General features: G+C 34.2%; 27 protein-coding genes. 2 read left to right on the top strand and 25 right to left on the bottom strand.

All coding sequences use genetic code 11. The annotated features are described in order from the left end of the window. Positions 1-51 precede the first annotated feature (51 nt). Positions 52-1,992: a BCCT family transporter gene (locus tag F3H00_RS00125; RefSeq protein WP_148798931.1), complete on the top strand. Its 1,941-nt coding sequence runs from the start codon at positions 52-54 to the stop codon at positions 1,990-1,992. 218 nt (positions 1,993-2,210) lie between these two features. Next, positions 2,211-2,975 (top strand): replication initiation protein, encoded by a 765-nt coding sequence (locus F3H00_RS00120; RefSeq protein ID WP_223154259.1) that lies wholly within the window; start codon positions 2,211-2,213, stop codon positions 2,973-2,975. Between the two features lie 33 nt (positions 2,976-3,008). Here the strand turns inward: F3H00_RS00120 and F3H00_RS10245 are convergent, their stop codons facing one another. From F3H00_RS10245 to F3H00_RS00005, 25 genes are all read right to left on the bottom strand, one after another. Continuing rightward, positions 3,009-3,170: a hypothetical protein gene (locus tag F3H00_RS10245; RefSeq protein WP_159070840.1), complete on the bottom strand. Its 162-nt coding sequence runs from the start codon at positions 3,168-3,170 to the stop codon at positions 3,009-3,011. Between the two features lie 18 nt (positions 3,171-3,188). Beyond that, positions 3,189-3,755, bottom strand: coding sequence for a hypothetical protein (locus F3H00_RS00115; protein ID WP_103576079.1), 567 nt, complete (start codon positions 3,753-3,755; stop codon positions 3,189-3,191). A 120-nt stretch (positions 3,756-3,875) separates the two neighbouring features. Continuing rightward, positions 3,876-4,322 (bottom strand): hypothetical protein, encoded by a 447-nt coding sequence (locus tag F3H00_RS00110; RefSeq protein WP_107770683.1) that lies wholly within the window; start codon positions 4,320-4,322, stop codon positions 3,876-3,878. Between the two features lie 33 nt (positions 4,323-4,355). Beyond that, positions 4,356-4,649: a hypothetical protein gene (locus F3H00_RS00105; RefSeq protein WP_103576081.1), complete on the bottom strand. Its 294-nt coding sequence runs from the start codon at positions 4,647-4,649 to the stop codon at positions 4,356-4,358. Positions 4,650-4,689: 40 nt separating this feature from the next. Next, entirely contained in the window at positions 4,690-4,911 is a 222-nt protein-coding gene (locus F3H00_RS00100; protein ID WP_103620035.1) for a hypothetical protein, read from the bottom strand. A gap of 230 nt (positions 4,912-5,141) precedes the next feature. Next, positions 5,142-5,786 carry an AAA family ATPase gene (locus F3H00_RS00095; protein ID WP_021092016.1) on the bottom strand — a complete coding sequence of 215 codons (645 nt, stop codon included), beginning with the start codon at positions 5,784-5,786 and terminating at the stop codon, positions 5,142-5,144. 289 nt (positions 5,787-6,075) lie between these two features. Beyond that, positions 6,076-6,207 (bottom strand): hypothetical protein, encoded by a 132-nt coding sequence (locus tag F3H00_RS10670; RefSeq protein WP_258030323.1) that lies wholly within the window; start codon positions 6,205-6,207, stop codon positions 6,076-6,078. A gap of 17 nt (positions 6,208-6,224) precedes the next feature. Further along, positions 6,225-7,223, bottom strand: coding sequence for an adenine-specific methyltransferase EcoRI family protein (locus F3H00_RS00085; RefSeq protein WP_107831746.1), 999 nt, complete (start codon positions 7,221-7,223; stop codon positions 6,225-6,227). Positions 7,224-7,231: 8 nt separating this feature from the next. Further along, complete coding sequence (ssb, locus tag F3H00_RS00080; protein ID WP_148815809.1) at positions 7,232-7,633, bottom strand: single-stranded DNA-binding protein; 402 nt, start codon at positions 7,631-7,633, stop codon at positions 7,232-7,234. A 23-nt stretch (positions 7,634-7,656) separates the two neighbouring features. Beyond that, on the bottom strand, positions 7,657-9,612 hold the full coding sequence (locus F3H00_RS00075; protein WP_149703643.1) for a type IA DNA topoisomerase: 1,956 nt from the start codon (positions 9,610-9,612) through the stop codon (positions 7,657-7,659). 14 nt (positions 9,613-9,626) lie between these two features. Further along, complete coding sequence (locus tag F3H00_RS00070; RefSeq protein ID WP_149703642.1) at positions 9,627-10,847, bottom strand: type IV secretion system protein; 1,221 nt, start codon at positions 10,845-10,847, stop codon at positions 9,627-9,629. Position 10,848: 1 nt separating this feature from the next. Further along, positions 10,849-11,124 carry a hypothetical protein gene (locus tag F3H00_RS00065; RefSeq protein WP_103576016.1) on the bottom strand — a complete coding sequence of 92 codons (276 nt, stop codon included), beginning with the start codon at positions 11,122-11,124 and terminating at the stop codon, positions 10,849-10,851. A gap of 69 nt (positions 11,125-11,193) precedes the next feature. Further along, complete coding sequence (locus tag F3H00_RS00060) at positions 11,194-12,069, bottom strand: ArdC-like ssDNA-binding domain-containing protein (RefSeq protein WP_103620028.1); 876 nt, start codon at positions 12,067-12,069, stop codon at positions 11,194-11,196. Between the two features lie 41 nt (positions 12,070-12,110). Then, positions 12,111-12,308: a hypothetical protein gene (locus F3H00_RS00055; protein ID WP_149703641.1), complete on the bottom strand. Its 198-nt coding sequence runs from the start codon at positions 12,306-12,308 to the stop codon at positions 12,111-12,113. Positions 12,309-12,507: 199 nt separating this feature from the next. Continuing rightward, positions 12,508-14,313, bottom strand: a complete 1,806-nt coding sequence (locus F3H00_RS00050; RefSeq protein WP_149703663.1) for a type IV secretory system conjugative DNA transfer family protein — start codon at positions 14,311-14,313, stop codon at positions 12,508-12,510. Between the two features lie 52 nt (positions 14,314-14,365). Then, positions 14,366-14,776, bottom strand: a complete 411-nt coding sequence (locus tag F3H00_RS00045; protein ID WP_021091980.1) for a hypothetical protein — start codon at positions 14,774-14,776, stop codon at positions 14,366-14,368. Continuing rightward, positions 14,773-15,720: an ATPase, T2SS/T4P/T4SS family gene (locus F3H00_RS00040; RefSeq protein ID WP_103587021.1), complete on the bottom strand. Its 948-nt coding sequence runs from the start codon at positions 15,718-15,720 to the stop codon at positions 14,773-14,775. Before F3H00_RS00040 ends, F3H00_RS00045 begins: the two co-directional genes overlap by 4 nt. Further along, positions 15,713-15,919: a hypothetical protein gene (locus F3H00_RS00035; protein ID WP_149703640.1), complete on the bottom strand. Its 207-nt coding sequence runs from the start codon at positions 15,917-15,919 to the stop codon at positions 15,713-15,715. Before F3H00_RS00035 ends, F3H00_RS00040 begins: the two co-directional genes overlap by 8 nt. Before the next feature lie 9 nt (positions 15,920-15,928). After that, on the bottom strand, positions 15,929-17,152 hold the full coding sequence (locus F3H00_RS00030) for a DNA type IV secretion system protein ComB10 (RefSeq protein ID WP_103574917.1): 1,224 nt from the start codon (positions 17,150-17,152) through the stop codon (positions 15,929-15,931). 1 nt (position 17,153) lies between these two features. After that, positions 17,154-18,377: a TrbG/VirB9 family P-type conjugative transfer protein gene (locus tag F3H00_RS00025; protein WP_103574916.1), complete on the bottom strand. Its 1,224-nt coding sequence runs from the start codon at positions 18,375-18,377 to the stop codon at positions 17,154-17,156. After that, positions 18,374-19,024 (bottom strand): VirB8 family type IV secretion system protein, encoded by a 651-nt coding sequence (locus F3H00_RS00020; RefSeq protein ID WP_021091981.1) that lies wholly within the window; start codon positions 19,022-19,024, stop codon positions 18,374-18,376. Before F3H00_RS00020 ends, F3H00_RS00025 begins: the two co-directional genes overlap by 4 nt. Position 19,025: 1 nt before the next feature. Next, positions 19,026-19,148 (bottom strand): hypothetical protein, encoded by a 123-nt coding sequence (locus tag F3H00_RS10665; RefSeq protein WP_258030324.1) that lies wholly within the window; start codon positions 19,146-19,148, stop codon positions 19,026-19,028. 2 nt (positions 19,149-19,150) lie between these two features. Further along, positions 19,151-21,619, bottom strand: a complete 2,469-nt coding sequence (locus F3H00_RS00015) for a VirB4 family type IV secretion/conjugal transfer ATPase (RefSeq protein WP_149703639.1) — start codon at positions 21,617-21,619, stop codon at positions 19,151-19,153. A gap of 9 nt (positions 21,620-21,628) precedes the next feature. Then, the gene (locus F3H00_RS00010; protein WP_103587016.1) at positions 21,629-21,871 is read right to left on the bottom strand and encodes a hypothetical protein; all 243 of its coding nucleotides are present in this window, start codon (positions 21,869-21,871) and stop codon (positions 21,629-21,631) included. 17 nt (positions 21,872-21,888) lie between these two features. Then, the gene (locus F3H00_RS00005) at positions 21,889-22,206 is read right to left on the bottom strand and encodes a hypothetical protein (protein ID WP_103617579.1); all 318 of its coding nucleotides are present in this window, start codon (positions 22,204-22,206) and stop codon (positions 21,889-21,891) included. Positions 22,207-22,527 lie beyond the last annotated feature (321 nt).

Here is a 22,527-nt window from a genome sequence, read left to right as displayed (position 1 = left end):
ACTCTTTTTTGTTAGTTTGAAAGGAAGCTGAAATTTACAAAAAGGAGAAAAATGTTTAAATTTCAAAGATCAAAATTTAACAATTCGGTGTTTATACCATCGCTTGTTGTCATAGTTTTAATAACGGCATTTGCTGCGATATTTCCAAATTTCTCAAATGAGTTTTTTAAAGGTATGCAAAACTACATCGCAGCGAAATTTGGCTGGTTTTACATCCTAGCCGTCGCCGTCATACTGCTAAGCGTCATCATTCTTGGCTTTAGTAAGCTTGGCGAGATCAAACTAGGAGCTGATCACGTAAAGCCAGAGCACAAAAATATCTCGTGGTTTTCTATGCTTTTTGCCGCTGGCATGGGCATAGGTCTAGTGTTTTTTGGTGTGGCCGAGCCGCTCATGCACTATCTAAACCCGCCGCTCGGCGACGCGCAAACTATCGCAGCGCAAAAGCTTGCGATGAATATCACATTTTTTCACTGGGGCATGGGCGCATGGTCGGTCTATGCTATCGTGGCGCTAATTCTAGCCTTTTTCTCGTATAGACACGGCTTGCCACTCACGCTTAGATCGGCATTTTATCCGATCATCGGCGATAAAATTTATGGCAAGATAGGTAGCGCCATCGATACATTTGCCGTCGTAGCGACCCTTTTTGGTGTGGCGACCTCGCTAGGATACGGCGTACTTCAGGTAAATGCCGGTCTTACGCACGTTTTTGGCCTGCCGACTATGCATATCACGCTTCTAATAGTGCTTTGTTTTGCAGCTACCATCTCAGCGGCTAGCGGCGTGGATAAGGGCATCAAAATCTTATCAAACGCAAATATTGCGCTAGCTATATGTTTTATGTTTTTGATACTATTTTTGGGCGATACGACGCAGCTTTTAAAGTCGTTTGTGCAAAACAGCGGCGACTACGTCTCTACGCTCATTTCAAATACCTTTAATCTCTACGCCTACGAGAGGCAAAACGAGAGCTGGCTTGGTGGCTGGACGCTGCTATACTGGGCTTGGTGGCTATCTTGGTCGCCGTTTGTGGGGCTATTTATCGCTAAAATTTCAAAAGGTAGGACGATAAGAGAATTTGTGATCGGCGTGCTTCTCGTGCCAACTGGCTTTACCTTTGCTTGGATGAGCTTTTTTGGCAACTCAGCGATCGCGCTTGTGCAAAGTGGCTTTAGCGAGCTAGCGACCACGGTAAATTCTGACTCAGCCTCAGCACTTTTTATGTTTTTGGAGAAATTTAGCTTCTCAGGCGTGCTAAGCACCATCGCAGTCTTTATGATTGTCATATTTTTCATCACTTCTGCCGACTCTGCGGCGATCGTTATGAACATGCTTTGCTCAAACGGCAAGGACGATACACCAGTTTGGCAAAAGGTCTTTTGGGGCGTTACGGTGGGCGTCGTGGCGGCATTTTTGATGCTAGCCGGCGGTCTTGGCTCGCTTCAAGCTCTCACGATCACCACGGCAATGCCATTTTCGGTGGTGCTTTTGGGTGCGATTTTTGGGCTATTTAAAGCCTTGCGCGTCGATGTGACCAAAAAAGAGACAAATAACTTTAATAATATGCCTCTTAGCGATCTTTCAAAGCCTTGGCAAGAGCGACTAAGCGCGATCATCACGCTACCTAGCAAAAAAGACGGCAGTAAATTTCTAAACGAAGTCGTGCTAAAAGCCTTTAACGAGCTAAAAGAGGAATTTGCCAAAAACGGCCTTGAGGTAAATGTAACAAAAGCTGAAAATTTCGTAAATTTAAACGTCGGACTTGGCGACGAGATGGACTTTAGATACGGCGTATATCTCACCAAAAGCCAGAGCCCGGACTACACTAGAGAGCTTGAGGGCGACGATCTTTATTACAGAGCCGAGGTATATCTAAAAGAGGGCGGTCAAGACTACGACGTGCTTGGTTGGAGCGAGGCCACGCTGATAAACGACGTAATCGAGCAATACCGCAAACATATGCAGTTTTTGCATGTCGTTAGAAGGTAGGCTTGACTTAAATTTGCCTGGAATTTGAAAATTTCTAGGCAAATTATAAATCCTACTCACTCGTTATCGTTTGTTACTGAACTTAAAAGTGTGATGTGCTTGTTTATAAATTTTAAGCTGTAATAAATTGAACGTATTTTACTATCGAGATTCTAAAATTGAACTTTGAGGTAAAAAAAATGTGTGAAATGTCTTTCTATTTTGAGAAAGGTAATTTCGTGCTTAAAACCACAAGAGTCGCTCATATAGAAAGCAATGGAACGCTCGTTTTCCGTAATAAAATGAATTCTATATTGTTTCCAGTAAATTTTACATCTAGGGATTATGATATTTTCTTTACTATTTGCTGGTATGCAAAGCAATTGGGGTATTCGGATAGCAGAAATTATATTGAAATGCCGTATTCTAAGATATCACAATTCTTTGCTGAAGGTCTAAATAAAACTCGTTTTAATAACGAGGTGCTTGAGTTTTGTAAAAAGGTTTTAGGCGAAAACGGATCGGCAATCTACAAAAGTTTAGAGATTACAAATAATGATGAAATTATGACGGCTGGAGTTTTTTTCATTTCTATTAAAGCCTTTAGAAATACGCAAATTTTAAAATTTAAATTAAATACAGAAGCTCTCGATATTTTATTTGGTACTCTAAAATTTATGAGAATAAATTTACACGATTTTATTTCAATTCGAAGTAAATTTGCAAAGTCTCTTTATCGCCTCTTACTACAATATCAAAATATCAGATCCGACAAAGATGGCTTTAAGTGTGTAAATTTTAATAGACCTGATTTCGAAAGATTTATGAGCGTTCCTGAAAAATACGAAACGAGAGATTTGGATCGCCGTGTAATAAATCCTGCCATAGAAGAGTTAAACGAAAACTACTTTAAAAAGATTGTTCTCGAGAAGAAAATTGCTGAAGGCTCTAAAAAGAACGTTATCGGCTACTCTTTTAGGTTTATGTTAAATGAGGATGCTTGATTTTGCTTAGAGCTACGATCACTCTTACTTATCCTAATAATCTAGCTCTAGCTTTTGAACGTCAAAATTTATTTGCTCAGCTTTTGGGGTAGGTAAATTTTGCCTTTTACTATCACCATCGTTATTTTTATTTTTAAACATTCTTACTAAAATTTTATGGATTTTTATAAGGTTATTTTTAATTTTTTTAGTCATTTTTTGTTTCTTGGCTTATCAACCTCTTATTCTCATGGCTATGTACTCTTCCAGATCTAGGTCAAAGTTGTTCGCTTCCGCCTTAAATTGCATTAGTTCATCAAATGTGAAAATATCTTTTAGCTCGTATGTTGCTAGAATTTTAATGTCTGAGTAGGTTAAAATACTTATTTCTAGGCTTTCTGCGATTTGTCTTATCTTTTCTTTTTTTGCTTCGCTTACAAATACTATATAGTTTTGCTGATGCTCTTTCTCTTTTGCGTCATTTGGCTGTGGGGCTTCTATTAATCCCATTTTAAATCTTACAAATTCGCTCATGCTCGTATTGTGCCATTTTGCTTGGTCATAGATCGTTACAAGCACTTCATCTTTTATATATGGTATAGGTGTTGTTAATGCTAATTCTATAAATTTTGCTAGCGTGTATGTTGGATATTTCTTGCGTATTTTTATGCCTAGTTCTTTAGAAAATTTAGTTCCAACCGATACCTTGCCTTTTTTTGTAGATTGTTCCTTTTGACTATCTGCTCCAGCTATAAATTCATCTAATTTGTCAGTAGAATTGCTTGTTCTTTTAAAATCCATCTCTTTTTCCTTTTTTTAATTTGATTGTAACATTTTATAAAATTTATTACTACCCTATAGCTTCTCTACTCATCTTTTACTCCTTTTTACAGATAAATTTTAGTAGCTTTTGTTCTTTTATCATATTTCTTCTACTTTATCTTTTTTTATAAAAATTTTATTCCCCCAAAATCTGGTTATTAAACCGCCTATCCAAGCGATGACTGAAAAATTAACGAGAAGGATAATTAGCATTAAAAAAATGTCAGTCTCATCCCCATTGTCCTTTGCGTAACCAAGGATACTAAATGCAACTTTTATAAATTCAATTATATTTATGCCATTAAGCATCGCATAAATAGGCGTTATAATCATCACAAAAAGACATATCATTGTCATTAAAATACTAATACCAAGACCGACAGCAAATACCTTTGCCTCTCTTTCATTTTTTTCTTCATCTTCGATTTCGCCTCTTAAAAATGGATATGATAAAAACATTCCAGTTGTCAAAAGCATAATCGAAAAAGCTGAAAACGTATAATTTATAAAATCTACGAAATTTGTTGATAATGTATCTAACGCCATTTTTATCCCTTTGCCTACTAATACTAAGCCTTTTTATAAACTAGGCTTACTTCTCCAAGCCCACCACTCAGCACCATCATATTCTTCACGTTCTAGCCAATCAGGGATGTCCTTAAAGGTTATCCAACCCTTCCAGTATTGTGAGCCATATCCTTTGTCATAGTTAAGCATACTTGCTTGTATCTCATTCCAAGGGATTTCTCCTTTACCCTTGTAGCTGGTAATAGTAGAGCAACACCAATCTCTTGAGAATTTAAGCATATACTCATCTACTTTGTGATCTCCTATGAGTTCCATTGTCTCTTGTTTGAAGTTAGTTGGTCTCATTTTTATATCTGCTTCTTGCTATATTTTAACAATCCGCTGACTACCTTCTTATTGTCCAATTTGGAACACTTAATTCGCCATCGCCATCTACTTTAATGATAGACTTAGGAATTACCTGAGAGTTTTCTTCGTAGTAATCATTTCTCCAACTAACGGTTACATTTGAGCCTTCTACCTTAGTGATTTTAACATAGAACTCTATACCATTTTTAGATTCTATGTAAGCTCCAACCTTGATTAGCTCATCTCTTGTTTTTTCCATTTTGTATCCTTTTCTTATTGAATTTAGTTTATTATAGTGAAAATTTGCTTAAAAAATAATAAAATAAGTAAAAATAAACTAATAAATAATTAAAAAATATATAAAATTTAAATAACATAAAAATATTTTTTCAGTGAAAATTATAAGTAAAATATAAAAAAATGCTTTTCTTCTTCCCCCTTTTTAAATTTACACATCGCTTTTGGCGATGCTACTATTATCTTCATTTTTTAAAATATCTCACTGCATAAATTTTTGATTTCTTGTTCAGTTTTGTTGCCGTCGTTCATTTCAACTACACTTAGTCCTAGCTGGGTCGCAATTTTATATCGCTCTCTTTCAAATATAATTGTTTCTGCTAGTTTTATATAGTCTTCTTGAATTTCTTTTATAAAGTTCTTGAGACTTTCTACTTTTTTGGCTAAAAATGGATTTGTGGACGCTCTATTGATTACAATATATGTTTGCAGATTAGTGTTTTGCTCCTTTGCCATCTTGATTATGTTTACCATTTTATCAAGGACGCTTACGTCAAACTGGCTTGGAATTGTCGGAATTATAACAATATCGCTTAGTGCTATTGCTATTCTCATTTCTCGACTATCTCGTCCGCCTGTATCGATTACTATATCCCTTTTTGTTTTGTTGTCCTGCAGGAATACTTTTAGTTCTTCGCCGTATTTATATGCAAAGTCAAATGCTTTTGGGTGATTTTCTTCGTTTCGTATATTTAAAAATGTGGCTATTGACTTCTGTGGGTCTGTATCGACCAATAATAGTGGTTCGCCTTTTACAATGCCTTGGTTTATCGCTATATTAGTAGCTAGGGTGCTTTTACCGCTTCCGCCTTTTTCATTACATATAGAAACAATCATTTTTATTCCTTTGCCTTAGATTTTTAAATGATTATATACTTTTAAACTTAATAAATAATAAAATATTAAATTATTAAATAGTATTTTAAATAAATATCTAAAAAATAAAAATTATATATTGAATATTTTTTTATAAATAAAACAATAGTATTTTATAAAAAATTACTCTTTTCTTTCTGAAATAATAAAATTTATCTTGATAATAAAATATAGCATTACGTTAAAAATTATATAGCACATAATAGCGAGGGCTATAAAAAAGGCATCTGCATTGAGTAGGGTCTCTATTTTATTTGGTTTTTTTAAAAGATATAAAATAGTATTTATGCCGATCCCAAATAAATTTATAAATGCAAAAACCCACATAAACCGCTTTGCTGGGGTATTGAAAAGCTGTAGCTTGTTTTTCTTCTTCATGCACTTTTGTCCTTTTGCTACCTAAAATTGATTTAATATTCTTGCTCTAGGCTTTAATCCACCTTTTCTTTGTATGATGATCCTTGTAAAAAGTTCTTGCCCTTTTAGAACCGCTGATTTTGTGTTGTTTTCTTTGTAGGTATGCTTAACTAGCTCAGGGTATTTGTCTTTAATTTCAAAGTCACAGCCTAAAATTTTAAATTGTGCTGGGTTGTGCCTTAAAAAAAATGTTAGCGGTATACCAATTACTCCGTCATAGTCAATTGGTATGTCCTTGCAATTTTTGACTTCTATGATCTTGTAATTATCGTACTCTGGGTATTTATTTTCATTGCCCTTATACTTTTGGGTTAATCTTATACCATTTTGGTGTTTTATGCTTTTTAAATTTGTAAACCATGATATGTTGCTAAAACGCTTCTTACTGCCGTCTGGTCGTGTGAAAATATTTACTTGATGATTGCCTAGCCAAATTTTACCATTTTTGTATAGCTCAAATATTTTTTTATACGTAATTGAGTAGGTTCCTCCAACTATTAAAAATTTCTTGTTTTGTTTTTCTACAATTTCTATTAAGTCGCGAAAAAGGGAGAAAGGTGGATTTGTGACTATTATATCGCCACTTGCTATAATATGTCTTACTTCTTTGCTTCTAAAATCACCGTTCCCTTGCAACATCGTCTCATTTATTCCGCTCTCGCTGATCTCTATTTTCATCCCCTTTGATTTTGGCTCTTTAATATTGTACGTCGTTGTAATTAGCTTTTTTAGCTCTAGGGATTTAAAATTTAAGGCAAAGTATCTATAAAAGTTGCTTTTCTTGCCGTCGTTGCAAGGGCATACTACTACTTTGCCTTTAAAATGTGTTCTATAATCTTGTATTTCGGCTCTTATCTCATCGAAACTCGTATAAAACTCATCATCTACGTCATATTTTGCACTCATGAAGTAGATATTGGCTCTTTTATCTTTATCTGATAACCAGCTTTGAGCTCTTTCGCTTTGGGTTAAATTTTGCATTTTACTGCTTATTCCCCTTGCACATACTCGGTTTTTTCAGTTTGTTCTTCTCGCTCGTTAGGCGTTTCCTTTTCGTTAATTTCCTGCTTTTTGCCATCAAGCATTACCATTTTATCAACGACAATGCTATGTTTGCTCCTATTTTGTCCATTATTGTCTGTCCATTGGTCGAATTTCAATCTACCATCTACGAAAACTTTTGACCCCTTTTTGAGATATTGATTTGCGATCTCTGCGGTCTTACCCATAAAAGTGATATCTATAAAGCAGATTTCTTCTTTTTTCTCATTGTTAATAGTGTACTTGTATGTTGATGCGATAGCCGTGTTGCCTATGGCTAGCCCTGATGGTGTGTATCTGAGCTCAACATCCCTTGTTAAATTTCCTATTACTGACACATATGTATGCATGTTTTCTCCTTTTTATTGTTTTATTATTTTTTCTTTATTGCTTTGTTTATAAAATCTTTACAAATTTGTAGATTTTTTTCGTAATCTTTTGGCAGTGCCATTCCTTTGTCTTTAGATAGCTTTTTAGCCAATTCTATTTGTTTCTCGCTTGGTGGTACTATGACTTTGTCTTTATTTTTATCAATAAAATTAGAGCAAATCTTCCAGTCTTTTTCGATGCCGTCTGGCAATTGCATATTTAAACTATGTGCTATATTTTTAGCCCACTCGAGTTGTTTCTCGCTTGGTGGCTTTTGTATGCTATCGTTTAGCTCTTTGAAGCCCATTTTCTCATGGAGTGGTCTTATAAAGTCTAAATAGTCAACCTTTCCATTGCTAATTTCATCTAGCACACTTTCCATTTGTTTCGTAAATTCGCTTTGTGTGATCCACTCATCGTTGTTTGTTTTTATAGTTTCAATAAAATTTATACCCTTTGGCGTTGCTATGATATTGCTATTTTTGCCTTTTGTTTCGATGCTTACGTACTCTCTTTTAATAAGTGTTGGTAGAAATGTTGCATACGTGCTTGGACGACCGATACCTTCTTTTTCCAAAAGAGATATAAAATTACTTTCTTTATAGTGCTGTGGCGCTTGCTTTTTTACTTCCTGTAGATTAAATTCTAATATTTGGAGCTCATCTCCTTGAGCTAGATTTAATGTTATCTCTTGAATTTCTTTATCTTTGTCGTCTTCATCTTCAGTTGTGGCTACGATAGCATTTTTAAATCCTTTATAGATACATTTGCTCGTTTTTGCCTTGAAGCTTAGCGTCTTTATATCTATATCATATATAGTATTTTCGTTAATCGCATTTTTGGCTTGACTTTGAACCGAATTTAAAAAGATAAGCTCATAAAGGCTTTTTTCGTCATCCGTTAGGCTTTCTTTTTTTGCTATTTCTTCTATTTGGTTAAAATCATGTATGTGTGAGATACGTATTGCTTCATGTGCTTCTGCTTGGCTTTGGCTTCCTGCTTTATATTCTTTTTTCTCATACCATTCTTCATTGCCAAATTTAACGCCTACTTCATCTATAAATTCGTTTGATAAGCTGTTACTATCGGTTCTATGATAAGTAATTAAGCCTTTTTCAAATAATTTTTGAGCAAGGCTCATCGTCTTGTCAGGGCTAAAGCCCAATCTTTTATTTGCGTACTCTTGTAGTTGTGAGGTTCTAAAAGGTACTTTAGGCTTTTGTTGTGCCTGCTTAACATCAATTTTATATACCTTTGCTAGGCTACCAGCTAATTCAGATATTTTGGCGTTTGCTTCATCTCTGTCTGTAAATACATTGTCATTTACCGCATTAAATTCTATGCCGTCTTTTGTTTTAAGCTTTACTTTTATTTTATAATCGATCTTTGCGTTTGCCTTATTTTCTAGAAATTCTTTTATTTCCAATTCTCGCTTTACAATTAGAGCAAGAGCTGGGGTTTGCACCCTGCCTACGCTATTGTTTTTGTCATTTAGCTTATTGATGTATGTTGGCGACATAATAAATCCCACCAACTTGTCGCCTACCGCTCTTGCCTTGAAGCTATCAAATTCTTTTAAATTTGAGTTTGCAAAAGGCACAGCACTATCTAGCCCCTTTTTTATTCCACTCTCTGTGATCTCGTGAAATTCTGCACGTTTAACGCTTTTTGCTATATTTTTAATAGTTTGATAAACCATATAGCCTATTCCGTATCCCTCTCTATCAGGGTCTGTCGCAATTACGACATCTTTCCCTTTGCAATCATTAAATATTGCATTTATTCGGCTTTTGCTATCTTCTTTGAAATCAAATATTGGCTCATAGTTCTTAAAATCAACTACTATTTGATTTGTAAGCTCTTTAAAATGCCCTTTTGTAGCATAAACTTTTGCTCCAGTTATTTGCTCTATCTTATTGACCTTGTTTGGGCTTTCAATTATGATTATTGTATTTTGCATGTTTTTACTCCTTTTTATGGGGCTACATATCCGCCACGAAATGTTTTATACTTTTCATATGCTTTTCCTACGCCTTGACCTATTGCTTTTGAGCCTGCGCCGATATCTTTTATCAAATTTGCACCTGCTCCTATACTTGCACTAGCTATTTGTCCTGCTACTCCAACTCCTGTAGCTGATCCAAATCCACTTACTGCTCCGCCTATGAAACTTCCGCCACCAGCTTTTCTAGCTAATCCGCTTAATATGGTTTTGCCTGCTACTGCACCAGCCACTATTCCGCCAGTTACACCGCCACTTCCATTTTCCATCTGCGTACCAAGCACTGCGTTGATCCAACTTGGAATTTTCCTTAATAAAAACAATGCTGTTATGCAGGTTATCGATCCTGTAATTAGGTATTCGAATTGTTTAGTAAATAGTTCGCCTATATAATCTTGGTATTTCTCTAGTTCTAAAATTGGGTTCATTGCTAAATTTAGGGCTATAAATGCTAATGGTGCAATAATTGCGTATGATAAATAGAGCTTATACCAGCTCCATAAATATGGTAAGAATTTTGGCATTATTAAAAATGGTATGACTAAAGGCAAGGTGCTAAGTATTAAAAATGCCATAAATTTACTAAAGAAAATCACTATTGTAATTCCTATCAAAAGTATAAAAAATGCTAAATAAAAAATCCAAAAAGGTATCATACGAATTGCTGTTATCACACCTGCCGATAAATAATCCATTACGCCGTTAAAGCTAATGCCTAAAAATGACCACTCTTGCGATTGTAAATACTCTTTTGTTCCGTAGCTCCACATCATTTCTCTTAGATTATCGATCCTGTTTGCTGACTCTGTCACAATCGATCCAAAGTCTTTATTTTCAAAAATTGAGCTGACTATTGCAGTTATTGCGTTCTCTGGGATTGTTAGGATATATAAAACGCCCATATAGGCGTTAAAGGAGCTAAGAGTTGCAAATATAAAACATAGCAATATTAAATATTTTATAGCTCCGAAGATCTCATCTCTTGTTGGGTAGCCATTTTTTACTCTACCCAATAGCCAAAACACCACTATAAGAATTATTATAGTTTCCGATGCAGTTGAATATACTAAATCATGCGATCCATTATAAAATTTTTCAAATAAGCTCATTACGTTTTCTTGCATAACGGCTTGTACTTTATTAATCCAATTACTATCGGTTAATATGTCTTTTGCTACTTCTGTCTGTGCCATTTTACGCCTTTGTTATTTCTTTCATATATGTTTTTATTGATATTAGTGCTTTTCCATTATCTAATGGCTTTTTGGTTTTTATTTTTTTAATTTCTATTTTTTTATTATTTTTTATAATTGTTTCTGTCGCGATTTCTTCTTCAAAGTATGGGCTTTGCATTTCTATGATAAAATTTTCCGTATTTTCTTTTGTGGCAGGGTTGCCCACATTTGTTTGAATTTTGCTATTGTTCTTTTTGTCGCTCAGCCCTAAAAAATTTATAAAATCGCTTAACATCTTTTTCCCTTTTTACAAACAATAGGGAGCTTTGCTCCCTATTTGTCCTAAGTTTCGTTTATGACCTATTTATCTCTCCATGCCCTTGTTTTGCTCTTTGGTTTGAGCTTTTTCTTTGGTCATGTCGATCTTTTTAGCTGGATTAAAATAATCTACACCTTTAATTTGAGCTAGCGTTAGGTTGTTTAGCTGTTTCTCTAAATTTCCGCTTATTCCCAAGGTCTTGTTGTAATCTATTTTTACTTCAAAATCTTGATTTTTCGCTTGCTCTCTATAGTGCTGGATTGCTGTTAGATCTCTTTCTTTGATCTTGCTCTCGTCTAGTCCATCAAACTGACTTACGTGATATAGAGTTTTTGTTTCTAGGCGTGGATTAATTGGGATTTTTTCCTTTACAACATAGGTCATTGCTTCCCCTGTCTCTTTGTCATACTTTATATTGCCGTCTTTGTCTTTAACAACAGCCATGATTTCTTTACCATCTCTGTCTAGTTTTGGTCTAATCTCGTGGTCTGCAATATAGAGCATTTTGACACCATCGACTCTAGCTTGTAAGCCATTTTTAGTGGTTAGGATTTCGCCTGTTTTCTCATCGTGTTTTAGCTTTAGTATTCCGCCCATTGCGTTACCTTGCTCCATTGTCACAAATTGAGGCTTGTCATAACCTTTTATAGCCATTTCGGCTCTCAATAGCATACTAGTCTCTCTTGAGTATGTGGCTCCAGTCTTTGCGTTGTATGGAATTGTCCTATCGACTTCTTCTTTACTCATATCTTTTTGCCAGTCTGCTTTTGCTGTCTTGTGGGCTTCAAAGAGCTTATATTTCATGTATTTATCAAAGCTCTCTTTCTTTTCAGCGTTATCCATCTGATTCCAGCTTTTTCTCTCTTGTTGAGTGGCATTTTCTTGTTGTTCTGACTTGATATACTTTGTAAAATCAGCCATTTTTTATCCTTTACATCTGTTAATAACCTATAACTTTTGGGCTATAGGTTTGAGTTAGGCTCATTTTCTTCTTCTATGATTTCGAGGCTTTGGTGGTCTTTTTTTAGGTAATCCCACTTCTTGCTTTCATCATCGTTGATTTCAAAATCGCCGTCTTGGCTCTCTTCGAATTGCTTTGCAAGATACATCTCATACTCTTTATATGCTTCTTCTTGCTTTAGCTTTTCTGCATAGGTCATTTTCTACTCCTTAGGACAGATTTTTAGAGTTTTTAGGCTCTAATCTAAAATTTAGGTTTTTTATTAAATTTTAGATTAAAAACTTTATAAATAATAAAATATATAACAATAAAATATTAAAAAGTAAAAATATTTAAAGCTTATAAATACTATTGCTTTAAAATTATTGGTAATATTTATAAATTTTTTTAAAAAATTTCTACTCTTTATCTATTTTTATTCTTAATGATTTTAATAATTCATCTCTTTGCTCTTTTCTTTCATCTTTTACTTGTGTTTGTTCTTGATTTGTAATTGTCTTAGTTGTTTCTGCTGTTTCTATAATTTCTTGGGTCGATACTACTTCTACTTTATCTGCCCCTTTAAATTGCTCTATTTTGAACCAATATGGCACTTTCGCCTTGATAGGTATTTTAAAAAATCCTTTTACAAGTATCAAAATATCGCTACTATCCTGATTTTTTAGGTCTTGTGCTGTGACCAGCTTCTTTGCTTCTTTGCTTTTTGAGATATTGCTTTTAAAAAGATCCATATTGCCTTGCGATTTACTTATTTTTATGTTGGTGTAATCGCCTATTAGCTTACTTGTGTCTTCAGCGTCTTTGTCGCTGTTCATGCCAAAAATTACTTGATAACCGCTGTTATTTTTAACGATATTCATATCATCTTCGCCATAATATTTTTTGATTTGCTCATAGCTTTGGGTCACAAATACAGGCAATAAGCCATAGCTCCTACATAGTGCTGGTGCTTCTAGCAAGAATGGCATTTTTCCAAATCTAACTAATTCGTCTAAAAATGCGTAAATAAATTTATTTAAATCACTACATTCTTTTCCGCTCATAAGCTTTTTAAATAGCGTTTCTACAAAAATTCTTATAAGTGGTGCTAGGATGTCCATATCTTCGGTTTGAACGACTACGTACATCGATATTCTTTTTTCTCTTAGGTCTTCAAATGTGAAGCTCATTTTGCTGGTGGCACTAGCAACTTGTGGGTTTGTAAAAACTTTCATAAAAGTATCGTATGTCGATTTTATCGATGCAAACTCATTGTCGGCAGATTTTGAGTAGGCTCTAGCTTGATTTCTTGTATTCTCATCTATAGTTTCGTCAAAACTAGTCTGTTTGAGCCAAATTTTGAAAGTATCTACATCATAATCTCGTTCTCTTGGTTTCGTTGGATCGTCTTCATCAGGCTCTTTCATGGCTTCTTCGCCAAATTTCTCATCAAGATAGTCGAAATAATCAGCCTTTGGTGCTTGTGCCAATTGTGCCAGTGTTGCGTGCTTGTCTTTTTGCATAAAATACTCTGCAAAAAATACAAACATTGTTTTTGCCGATATTATCCAGTGATCGTTTTCTCTACCTTTTTCGCCTACAAATATTGTGGAGGCGATCTGCTCGGCTAATTTTTTTATATGAAGATATTGCAAATCTTTAACTAGGCTATGATCAAACGGATTAAAAAATAATGTATTATCCCAGCTAAAAGGGGAGAATAGCTGGATTTCATTGTTAAAATATTTTTGACGATAGCCTGCTGTTTTTACGTAAAGCTCCCCTTTGATATCCAATACTACGCAAGAATTTGGCACACTTAATAAATTTGGGATAATCATACCAGCCGTTTTTCCGCTTCCAGGAGGTGCTACTACTAATGTTGAGAGTGGTTGCGTTGCACGTATAAATTTTGGGCTTGTGCTGTCAATGTCAAAACATCCTAGCACAAGTCCTGTTTTGTAGTTTATCTTCATCTTTTCAAAATCTGCTGGCGTTGCAAACCTTGCTGATCCATAATCTTCATTATCTCTTAGATATGGCATTAGCCACCAAATTATAGCGACTAAGAGTGGTGCTATTAGTGCAAATACCGCGACATAGGCTTTCATTTTTAACGTTGGCGTGCCAATATTTTGTAAAATTTTAAATGCTACAATTGGCACATTTACTATGTCAGGGTTAAAAATAAGTTTTACAACTACCAAATATGCAATTATCCCCATTATTATGGATGTTATGTATATTAATATCCACTTTTTAGCTGTAAATTCTTTGCTATTCACCTTGCAATCCTTTTATCTCTTTGTTATTAGGTTGCTTTGTTCGTTCTACGTCTATTTTTATTTTTAGCTTACCGATCTTATTACTTAGTCTTTCTATTGCGTCAAAAAACTCATACATAGTCTTTTCTAGGTCGCTTTTAGCTTCTTCTTTTTTTATAATGTGAGCATTTAGGTGATATGCTATTTGGTTTAAATTTTTTCCGAGATGCTTAAATTCTTTCAAAAAATCAGCCAAAATTTCATTATTAATCTCAATTTGTTTTAGGGTTTGTGCATATTTTTCAACATGAATTAATTTTCTAACGATCGCAGATTTGCTTTCATTTCTTGCCTGCATCATTTTTGTTAAAATTCTTGCATCGGCTTCGGTAAAATAAATAAAATGACTAGATACTTTTTTCATGCGATCATCCTTGCAATATCTATCTCTTTCAAATTGAGGATATCTGTAATTACTCTTTTATTTTTTACCCTTGCTATTTGAATGATATAGTCAATTGCTGTCATTATTAGGCTATCAAGCATACTTTCGTCTACATTTGATAATCCACCGCCTAATATAATGTTTGTTTTTATTGCTTTTATGGCATCTTTTGGGTTGTTCGCATGTAGTGTGCTTAGGTTGCCTGCGTGTCCTGTATTATTTACTCTTAAAAATGAAAACGTATTTCTGATATCTATCTCGCCTAAGAAAAGCCTATCAGGTCGCAAACGCATTGCATTGTCGATCGCTACTTGGTAGCTATAAATTTCTGTTGCTATTTTCGGGACGGCAAGTTGAGTTTTATTTATGTTTTCAACTCTTAGTTCTTGGCTATCTTCTATGGTTACTACTCGCTCGCTTGGGTCTATTTCTCCCATTAGTGAGTTTAAAAAACTTGTCTTTCCGCTTCCAGTTCCACCGCTTAAAAGCACATTCTTTTTTTCGTGTATCAAGTCTTTTATTTTTTCATAGCTCCAGCCGTTATTTATGCATTTTTCACTTAGGATAAAGCTTTCGAGCGGATAAATTTCTTTGCTTGGTATCCTTATGCAGATTGCTATTTCGCTATTAAATAGGCTTGATTTGTGCTGTGCTTGGACACGATATCGCAAAAATGGACTTGGCAATTCACAAGACAAGTGACAATGGCTTTCATCAAAACGTTGATTTCTTCTAGTTGCCAGCTCGACTAAAAAACTATTTAAAAATTTAGCATCTAGTTTTTCGTCTTTTACCACTTCCCAGTGGTCGCCATAATCTATATTAATTTCGCAAGGCTGGTTAAAAATTAGCTCATTTGCGTTTAGATTTAGATATGGCTTTAAAACATTAAGAATGTTTTTTAAAATTATACTTTCACTCATCTTGCTCGTTTTGCTTTTGGTCTGGTGCTTGGTTCATTAAATTTCTTTTTTCTTCTAGCAACATCTCAAGCTTTTGTTTCTCTTTATCTGCATTCACTTGAGCTTTCTCGGTTTTCTTTACCTGTTTTGCTATACGCTCCAAAATTTTGTTATAAGCGTTTTGGTTTTTGATTTCCGCTTTAATATCTTCTAGTTGCACACTTGCTCCTTAATCGTTGAAATATTGCATTAAAACTTCGCCATTTTTAGGTTTTGCAAACCACATGTGATTTGTTGGTACTAAAAATATACGGCTTCCGCTTTTAATTTCAATTGTTGGTTTAATTTGACTTTGTTGTTGGATTATGTCTTGAACTACACTACTTACATCGCTTCTTGAATTAGAGTAAATTTCATTTACATAGGTGTTATTTGCATTGTTTCCGCTATTAATTTTCGATGCTATGCCTAAAAGCAAAGCATTTGTAATTGTTGAGATTGAATATGCTATGCCGTATCTTTCCCAATATTTGTTATTGACTGCTCCAACTGCTCCTGTCATACCCATATTATCAGCCACTATTGCATCTGTTAGCATTATGTTTATGCCTTGTGGCGTGATAATCTCTCGCCATCTAATTTCTAATCGTTCGTTTCCGATTTTGGTGTCGTTGGTATAAAATCCTATTGCTTTACTTCCACGTGGTATCAATACGGCTCGCCCCATTGCGGCATATATATCTTGCTCTATTTGAGCCGTAACTATTCCGCTTAAATCCGAGCTTATTGCACTAGTTAATATGGCTGGGATTAGTCTGCCAGCTCTAATTGTGCGATACAGCCTATGCTCATTTGTGCTTATATCAACAGGCTTTTGATTTGAAAAGCTATCAACGCCATATTTTGAGCTGTTTTGATTTACGCTTTTTACTTCATTATTGCGATTTGCTAAAATTTGCGCTCGCATTAGCTCCTGCATTCGTTTTTTATACGCTCTTTGGTTGTCTATTGCCATTTCTTGTCGCAATTGTTCCTGTTTGGCTTGAAGCTTGGCTTGTTGTTCTCTTGCACGCTGTGCCATTTGCTCTTGCTCTTGTATATCTTGCTCAGGCGTCTGATCTTGCAAATTTTGATTTCTTTGTGCATTTAGAGCATTTTGTTGCTTGTTGCCTAGCTTCTCGAGTCTGTTTAAAATCTCAGTTAAATTCTGATCTTCATTTGGCTCTCTCTTGCCAGCTTTATAAATATAATCATCTACTGGGAATTTTGAATTTTCGAATAGATGATTTAAATTTGTTTGATTTTGCAGATTCCTGATCTTATCGTCTTTTGCTTTTTTGCTTATATTTTCGTCATCAAATATTTCAGCCGTAGCTGTATTGGTGGCAAAAAGGGGGGCAGATATAACGCTAATTGTAACTATGCTTAAAAATAGTCTATTCCCCTTTTTCATTTTAAATTCCTTTAGTTTCATTTATTGTTTTTTTGTTTTCTTTTTGGTGCTGTCTTATTGCTTCTTTATCTGTATTTAGGTTTTTTCTTATTTCTTTTCTATCTCTTTCTTCTTGCGTTTCTTTTCTCTCTACACACACATAGCTATCGCCACTTTTAATAGTAAATTTTGGATTTATGGTTTCGGCTATAATGTAGTCTCCTATCACTCTTGTTTCTACTGGGCTGTCCTGCTTGTCGATAACTGCAAAAATTGTAGGAATTTGTGGCATTTCATCTTTGGCATATTTAAAATATGTAAATTTCTTGTCGCTAAAAATTTCTGCTGACAAAAGCCATTCATTTTCTTTTTTTGCTTTTTGCGTATAGCCAGTATAAATATCGCTCTTTAGCACTTTTAGCTCTGCTATGCCATCTTTTATGATTTTATATTTATCGCTTTCATCTTTTGCTTTGGCTTGCTTTGCTTTTTGTACTTCATCGTCTTGTATGCGAATTACAAAGCTTGGATCATTCGTATTCTTGTAATCTGTCGAATATAAATAAAATGTGTGGATTTTTCCATCGCTTGTAAAAATAGTTAGACTTGTATCAATTCCTATAAGCTGTGGGATTATCGCTATCGCATTTGCTTTGCTTGGTATTTGCTCTACTTTAAATCCTGTTTGGTCACCCAATACAAAATTATCTATATCATTATCAAATATAAGCGTTGTTGCCATTGCTTGGCGAGTACGTATTTTATGCGTCTTATTTGGTACGTATTTTATTGTTTGTGTATTTTCATATCCGCTATAATTTTTAGTGTGGAATTTGTTTTGTAGTGCTTTTAAGTCCTGATTTCTTATAGCATTTTGCATAAGCTCAAGCTCTTCTTTGCTTATATCTTGTGATTGCTCCACACCCATTCCATCTTGCTCTGGCATTTGTGCCATTTGTGGTTGAGAATTATTAAATTTTGCTAGTTGTGGATGATTGTTCTGCCCCATACCAAATGGTTTTACCTTAAAATTTGATTGAACTTGGCTATTAACATCCTTGTTTTTGTCATTAAAAATATCTTCGCCCATTGAGCCATTTTTTTGCTGTTCATTAACTAGTTCTTGTGTCTGTCGCATAATTGCACGGACTTCATTCATTTGTTCTTCGCTTAAGCCTTGGTCTTGTTCTGCATTTAAATTTAAAACAAATAATGCTATTAAAGATAATCTAGTTAAATTTTTCATTTTTTATCCTTTTCATCTATTATCTGCGTTACTTGATATTTGTTCACTATAAAGCCTGTTGGGTTTTTCATTGTGTCCGCATAATTACTAGTTTGGTTGCGGAAGTCATACTCTATTGCACTTCTATATTTTTTATAGCTTACTTCAGTGCGAGTTGGATTTGTAATTTCTGCTTGAAAATCTATCGTAGCTACATTTTGGCTTAAAATCGCTACGTTTAGAATTTTTATATCTCTATAGTAATTTTTTGTAGTGTAAATTGAATTAGGATCGCTAACCAAATTTTCGAACGCTTCCCATACTTGTCTACTACTTTGCGTACGTATTTCGTTGTAACGCTCAGCATCATCTATGCGATTAATTAACTCTCTATTTTTCACATATCCTGCAAGTATGCTTTTTAAAAGTTCTTCATTGTTTCTAACATTTAAACTGGTATCGTCTATTGTCACAAACCTTGAGTCACCATCTGAAAATTTTAACAATACAGGCTTTGTCTCTTTAAGAGGTGTTAGTAGTGCTATCGCAACGGATAAACTTATGCTGACTATTGTTAAAGCAATGATCACATAAAACATATACGCTTTTATGTTTCGCTCCGCCTTAAAAATAAAATTTGGGTCTACTTTTTTGTCTTCGTATGCCATATTAACCTACTTGTATGATGTCGTAGCAAGCGCAAGGACTTACTTTTTCTATTTTGCTTGGCTTATCAGCACATCCACCTAGAAATATCATTAAAGCCGTTGTTACAATTACTGCTAGTTTCATTTTTAGCTCCTTTGTTCTTTGTGTTCTATATAGTATTTACGCCAATGTATTGGGCTTTCAGTTTTTAATTTTTTTATCAAATTTACGCTGTCTGAGCTTGACGAGAATACTCTCAAATAATTCCCTAGGCTTGACAAATTGACATTTAGTTTTGCACTCTCATTTCGTAGCTTCATGTTTAAAAGCACCTGCCTAGCATTTGATTGAGTGTCTTTCAAGAATTTAGCTTCCGTAGGTGTTAGTCCTATTATCTCGCTTAGCTGATTTAGCGTATCTTCGTTGTTTGTTGGGAAGATAAGAAAATTTGCGATATTGTCAAGAAATGATGAGCCACGCTCATTCCCATTAAATAGGCTTATGTTTTGAAAGCCAAAGCATCCAACACCGCCTATCTTTCTCCACTCCAAAATACCTTCAAGGATTTTCTCTGACATTACTTCATCTCTTAAATAGTCCTTCAACTCGTCTATGAAACAAAAAAAGCCACGTATATTTTCGCTATTTTTTGCCTGATTTTTCAGTCTGTGAAATACATACATTGCGGTGAGGGCTGATACCTTTTTGTTTGGCAATATTCCATCCATGTTTAGTACTGATAGCTGTTTTGTGAAATTTAGGGCATCTTCCTTGTTATCAAAAATTGAGCCCTTATAATTTCCAAATCTAGTTTTTAATCTTGCTTCATTATCAGCTGGCAGTGAGTCTATGAAATCGCTTAACGACAATATTTGATCCGCTTGCTTATTGTCAAAAAGCCTATTTATTGTTTCTCTAATATCTTTTGTTGCATCATGCTCTTCAGGCTTTAGCTCTGCCATTGAGCTTAGCCATGACGCTAAAAATTCTCTATTCTCTGCTGTATCGGCTAGGCTGAATGGATTTAGTTTAAACCCATCGCTTTCGCTATCATGATATTCTCCGTCCATGTAATTTGTGAAGCAATACATACCTCTTAGCTTGTCCATTGCAAAAATACTTACAGGATATTTAAAGAGGTTTGTCATTAAGAACTGAATTGTTGTTGTTTTACCAGTTCCTGTTCCACCTATGATCATTGTATGACCAGCTGGTCTATCTCCATCAGGTTGGCAGTGAAAGTTAAACAAAAATGGTGTGCCATTTAAGTGTTTAAAAGTCGTAACTGCTTCGTCGCCCCAATCATTTTGGTTAAATCCAGTTACTTCGTTTTCAAAATTTGCGATCGTAGCTAGGTTGCTTATGTTTAGGGTTTTCTTTCTTGCGTTCAAATTTCCACGACTTGGGAAGAGGCTAAAATATAGTGCCTTTTGGTTAATAGTCTCTCTAACAACATTTAAACCTTGATTTTCAAGGATATTTTTTAGTTCGTTTGTGCGATTATCCAGTTCTGTTAGGTTGTCGGCTAGGCAATATATAGAAAAGCTTGTTTCAACTAGGTTTTCCCTATCTGCTTGGATTAACTCCATCAAATGATCCAGTTCTTGTTGGACTAGTTCAACTGAGAAAACTCTAGTATCTTTTATTTTTTTGATCGCTTTGCGTTTTTCGTACGCCTTAAAGTAAATCATCGTCATAAACTCATGATTACTCTTAATCAAATTTGACGTAATGATTGACTTTATTTGCTCTGTTTCGTATGCCTTTACACTGACAAATCTTGCATATTTTGTTGTGCCATCATTCCTGTAAAATTCGATATAATCTTTTTTAAATTCGACATAAGAGCTAATATAGCTATCTGTAATTAATTCGTTTGTGTATCTTAAATTTGTTTCCTGTGCGTTTGAGTACGTCGCATAAAAATTAATTATCTCATCACTACTCATCTGGCGTGGCTGATACGTTGCCAAATGGTTTTTTATATTTAAGAGTGTGTTATTTAACAACTCCATTTTTTGTTTATAGTTTGAGCTTTCTTTATTTTTTTCGTCTTGTTCGCTAGTTACTTTGGTTTTAAAGCTTTCAAGAAATCCAGTTATATTTTTCGTCGTAGTCGATATAAGCATAAAATATTTGATTGAATAAATATCTTGATTTTTTTCCCATTTTTCAATTATTTCATTCGCATATTGATTTATATTTTTTTCGATATAGTCTTTAGCCTTGATTTTAGTTTTTTTAATGATTAAATTGGTCTCTACATTATCTCTTAGTGTAGTAAAAAACATAATTCGATTTAATAGATAATCCATTTCAGCGTCAAGACTAATTCCAGCGTAGCTTGTCCCCTTTAGTTCCACTGCAATTGTTATGTTGCCATCTTTGGTAACAATAGCATTCTCGCCGTATTTGCATGCGATATTGTTCTCTTTTGCCATTGTGTATATTTCAGGTTCGCCCAGCATTATTATTCTGTCAGCTTTTTTATTTATTTGACTTATTTTTGAGCGGATATCGCTATCTTTTTCTTTTTTTGTTTCAGTTCCAAGCTCTTGCTTGTCTTGTTTGTTTTGTTTCCAATCCCTAAAAACATCTATAAGTCCACGAGCCATTATTTAGTCCTATGCAAAAAATTTTCTTTGTGAAATTTTAAAATTTGAGCCGATGATCTCATAGATATCTTCATCGAAAAATTCCAAAATGAAAAAAAGGCAATATAAAACTGCAACGACTGCCAACGAATACAAAATCAAGATAAACCATGAGATAAATCCAATTACAAAGATAATTAGTAAGCTTGTTGTAGTTAGCCCCATTATTTTTGTTTTTCGTGTTAAATCCATATAGCAGTCAGTTACAACCATTTTATACTCGCTTTTATCTACATTGCTGCGGCGGTTAGCCCGTAGCAAACTCCTAGGATTATTGATGCGATAATTACAAACCTTATGTGCTGTTTAATTTGTTCCACGTTAAAAAGTGCTGTAAGCATGAGGACAATTATCCAGAGAATTCCAATAACGAGTATAATCGTATTGAGAACACTTGCAAGACTACTTCCTGCTTCGGTTACTTGAGTATTTACGTTTTGCTCAAGTGTTTTCAGCACATTTTGTCCACCACCTGATCCAAAAAGAAACAATGGTGAGCACATTGCTAGATAAAAAAGCTTTTTCGCTTTTGATAGGATTTTTTTCATTCCATACTCCTTTGTAATTTATTTTGTTTCCGTTACTATATTATTTTTAAAAAATGGACTTTTTGTATAAATATTTTTAAGATGTATGTTTTTATGGGAGTTCTGAAATATGATATAAGTTTTTCTTAATTTTTTATTTACTTTTTAATTTTTATAAAGTAACGTTTTTTTGGCACTTCATTTATTTTTTTTATAAATTTTTTCTTTTACAAAATGTCACTTTATAAAAAATTTGTATTTTTTTTACTTTTAATTATATTTTGTATCTTTGACTATATATTTTTAATTTTATATATTCTATTTTAATTTATTTTTTTTTAT

Origin of the sequence: Campylobacter concisus, from assembly GCF_902460845.1 — a bacterium.
GTDB classification, from domain to species: domain Bacteria; phylum Campylobacterota; class Campylobacteria; order Campylobacterales; family Campylobacteraceae; genus Campylobacter_A; species Campylobacter_A concisus_X.
Note: the sequence above shows the minus strand (reverse complement) of the source record. Positions and strands in the feature narration are given on the sequence as shown.

Excerpts from the sequence above, each read along its gene's own strand:
- F3H00_RS00015 (WP_149703639.1), bottom strand. The coding sequence starts at position 21,619 with ATGGCTCGTGGACTTATAGATGTTTTTAGGGATTGGAAACAAAACAAA.
- F3H00_RS00030 (WP_103574917.1), bottom strand. The coding sequence starts at position 17,152 with ATGAAAAAGGGGAATAGACTATTTTTAAGCATAGTTACAATTAGCGTT.
- F3H00_RS00085 (WP_107831746.1), bottom strand. The coding sequence starts at position 7,223 with ATGCAAAATTTAACCCAAAGCGAAAGAGCTCAAAGCTGGTTATCAGAT.
- F3H00_RS00055 (WP_149703641.1), bottom strand. The coding sequence starts at position 12,308 with ATGACCTATGCAGAAAAGCTAAAGCAAGAAGAAGCATATAAAGAGTAT.
- F3H00_RS00040 (WP_103587021.1), bottom strand. The coding sequence starts at position 15,720 with ATGAGTGAAAGTATAATTTTAAAAAACATTCTTAATGTTTTAAAGCCA.
- F3H00_RS00115 (WP_103576079.1), bottom strand. The coding sequence starts at position 3,755 with ATGGATTTTAAAAGAACAAGCAATTCTACTGACAAATTAGATGAATTT.
- F3H00_RS00075 (WP_149703643.1), bottom strand. The coding sequence starts at position 9,612 with ATGCAAAATACAATAATCATAATTGAAAGCCCAAACAAGGTCAATAAG.
- F3H00_RS00005 (WP_103617579.1), bottom strand. The coding sequence starts at position 22,206 with ATGAAAAAAATCCTATCAAAAGCGAAAAAGCTTTTTTATCTAGCAATG.
- F3H00_RS00070 (WP_149703642.1), bottom strand. The coding sequence starts at position 10,847 with ATGGCACAGACAGAAGTAGCAAAAGACATATTAACCGATAGTAATTGG.
- F3H00_RS00050 (WP_149703663.1), bottom strand. The coding sequence starts at position 14,313 with ATGGGGATAATTGCATATTTGGTAGTTGTAAAACTTATTTTTAACCCT.
- ssb (WP_148815809.1), bottom strand. The coding sequence starts at position 7,633 with ATGCATACATATGTGTCAGTAATAGGAAATTTAACAAGGGATGTTGAG.
- F3H00_RS00060 (WP_103620028.1), bottom strand. The coding sequence starts at position 12,069 with ATGGCTGATTTTACAAAGTATATCAAGTCAGAACAACAAGAAAATGCC.
- F3H00_RS00100 (WP_103620035.1), bottom strand. The coding sequence starts at position 4,911 with ATGGAAAAAACAAGAGATGAGCTAATCAAGGTTGGAGCTTACATAGAA.
- F3H00_RS00125 (WP_148798931.1), top strand. The coding sequence starts at position 52 with ATGTTTAAATTTCAAAGATCAAAATTTAACAATTCGGTGTTTATACCA.
- F3H00_RS00010 (WP_103587016.1), bottom strand. The coding sequence starts at position 21,871 with ATGGTTGTAACTGACTGCTATATGGATTTAACACGAAAAACAAAAATA.
- F3H00_RS00065 (WP_103576016.1), bottom strand. The coding sequence starts at position 11,124 with ATGTTAAGCGATTTTATAAATTTTTTAGGGCTGAGCGACAAAAAGAAC.
- F3H00_RS00020 (WP_021091981.1), bottom strand. The coding sequence starts at position 19,024 with ATGGCATACGAAGACAAAAAAGTAGACCCAAATTTTATTTTTAAGGCG.
- F3H00_RS00025 (WP_103574916.1), bottom strand. The coding sequence starts at position 18,377 with ATGAAAAATTTAACTAGATTATCTTTAATAGCATTATTTGTTTTAAAT.
- F3H00_RS10245 (WP_159070840.1), bottom strand. The coding sequence starts at position 3,170 with ATGACTAAAAAAATTAAAAATAACCTTATAAAAATCCATAAAATTTTA.
- F3H00_RS00105 (WP_103576081.1), bottom strand. The coding sequence starts at position 4,649 with ATGAGACCAACTAACTTCAAACAAGAGACAATGGAACTCATAGGAGAT.
- F3H00_RS00095 (WP_021092016.1), bottom strand. The coding sequence starts at position 5,786 with ATGATTGTTTCTATATGTAATGAAAAAGGCGGAAGCGGTAAAAGCACC.
- F3H00_RS00110 (WP_107770683.1), bottom strand. The coding sequence starts at position 4,322 with ATGGCGTTAGATACATTATCAACAAATTTCGTAGATTTTATAAATTAT.
- F3H00_RS00045 (WP_021091980.1), bottom strand. The coding sequence starts at position 14,776 with ATGAAAAAAGTATCTAGTCATTTTATTTATTTTACCGAAGCCGATGCA.
- F3H00_RS10665 (WP_258030324.1), bottom strand. The coding sequence starts at position 19,148 with ATGAAACTAGCAGTAATTGTAACAACGGCTTTAATGATATTTCTAGGT.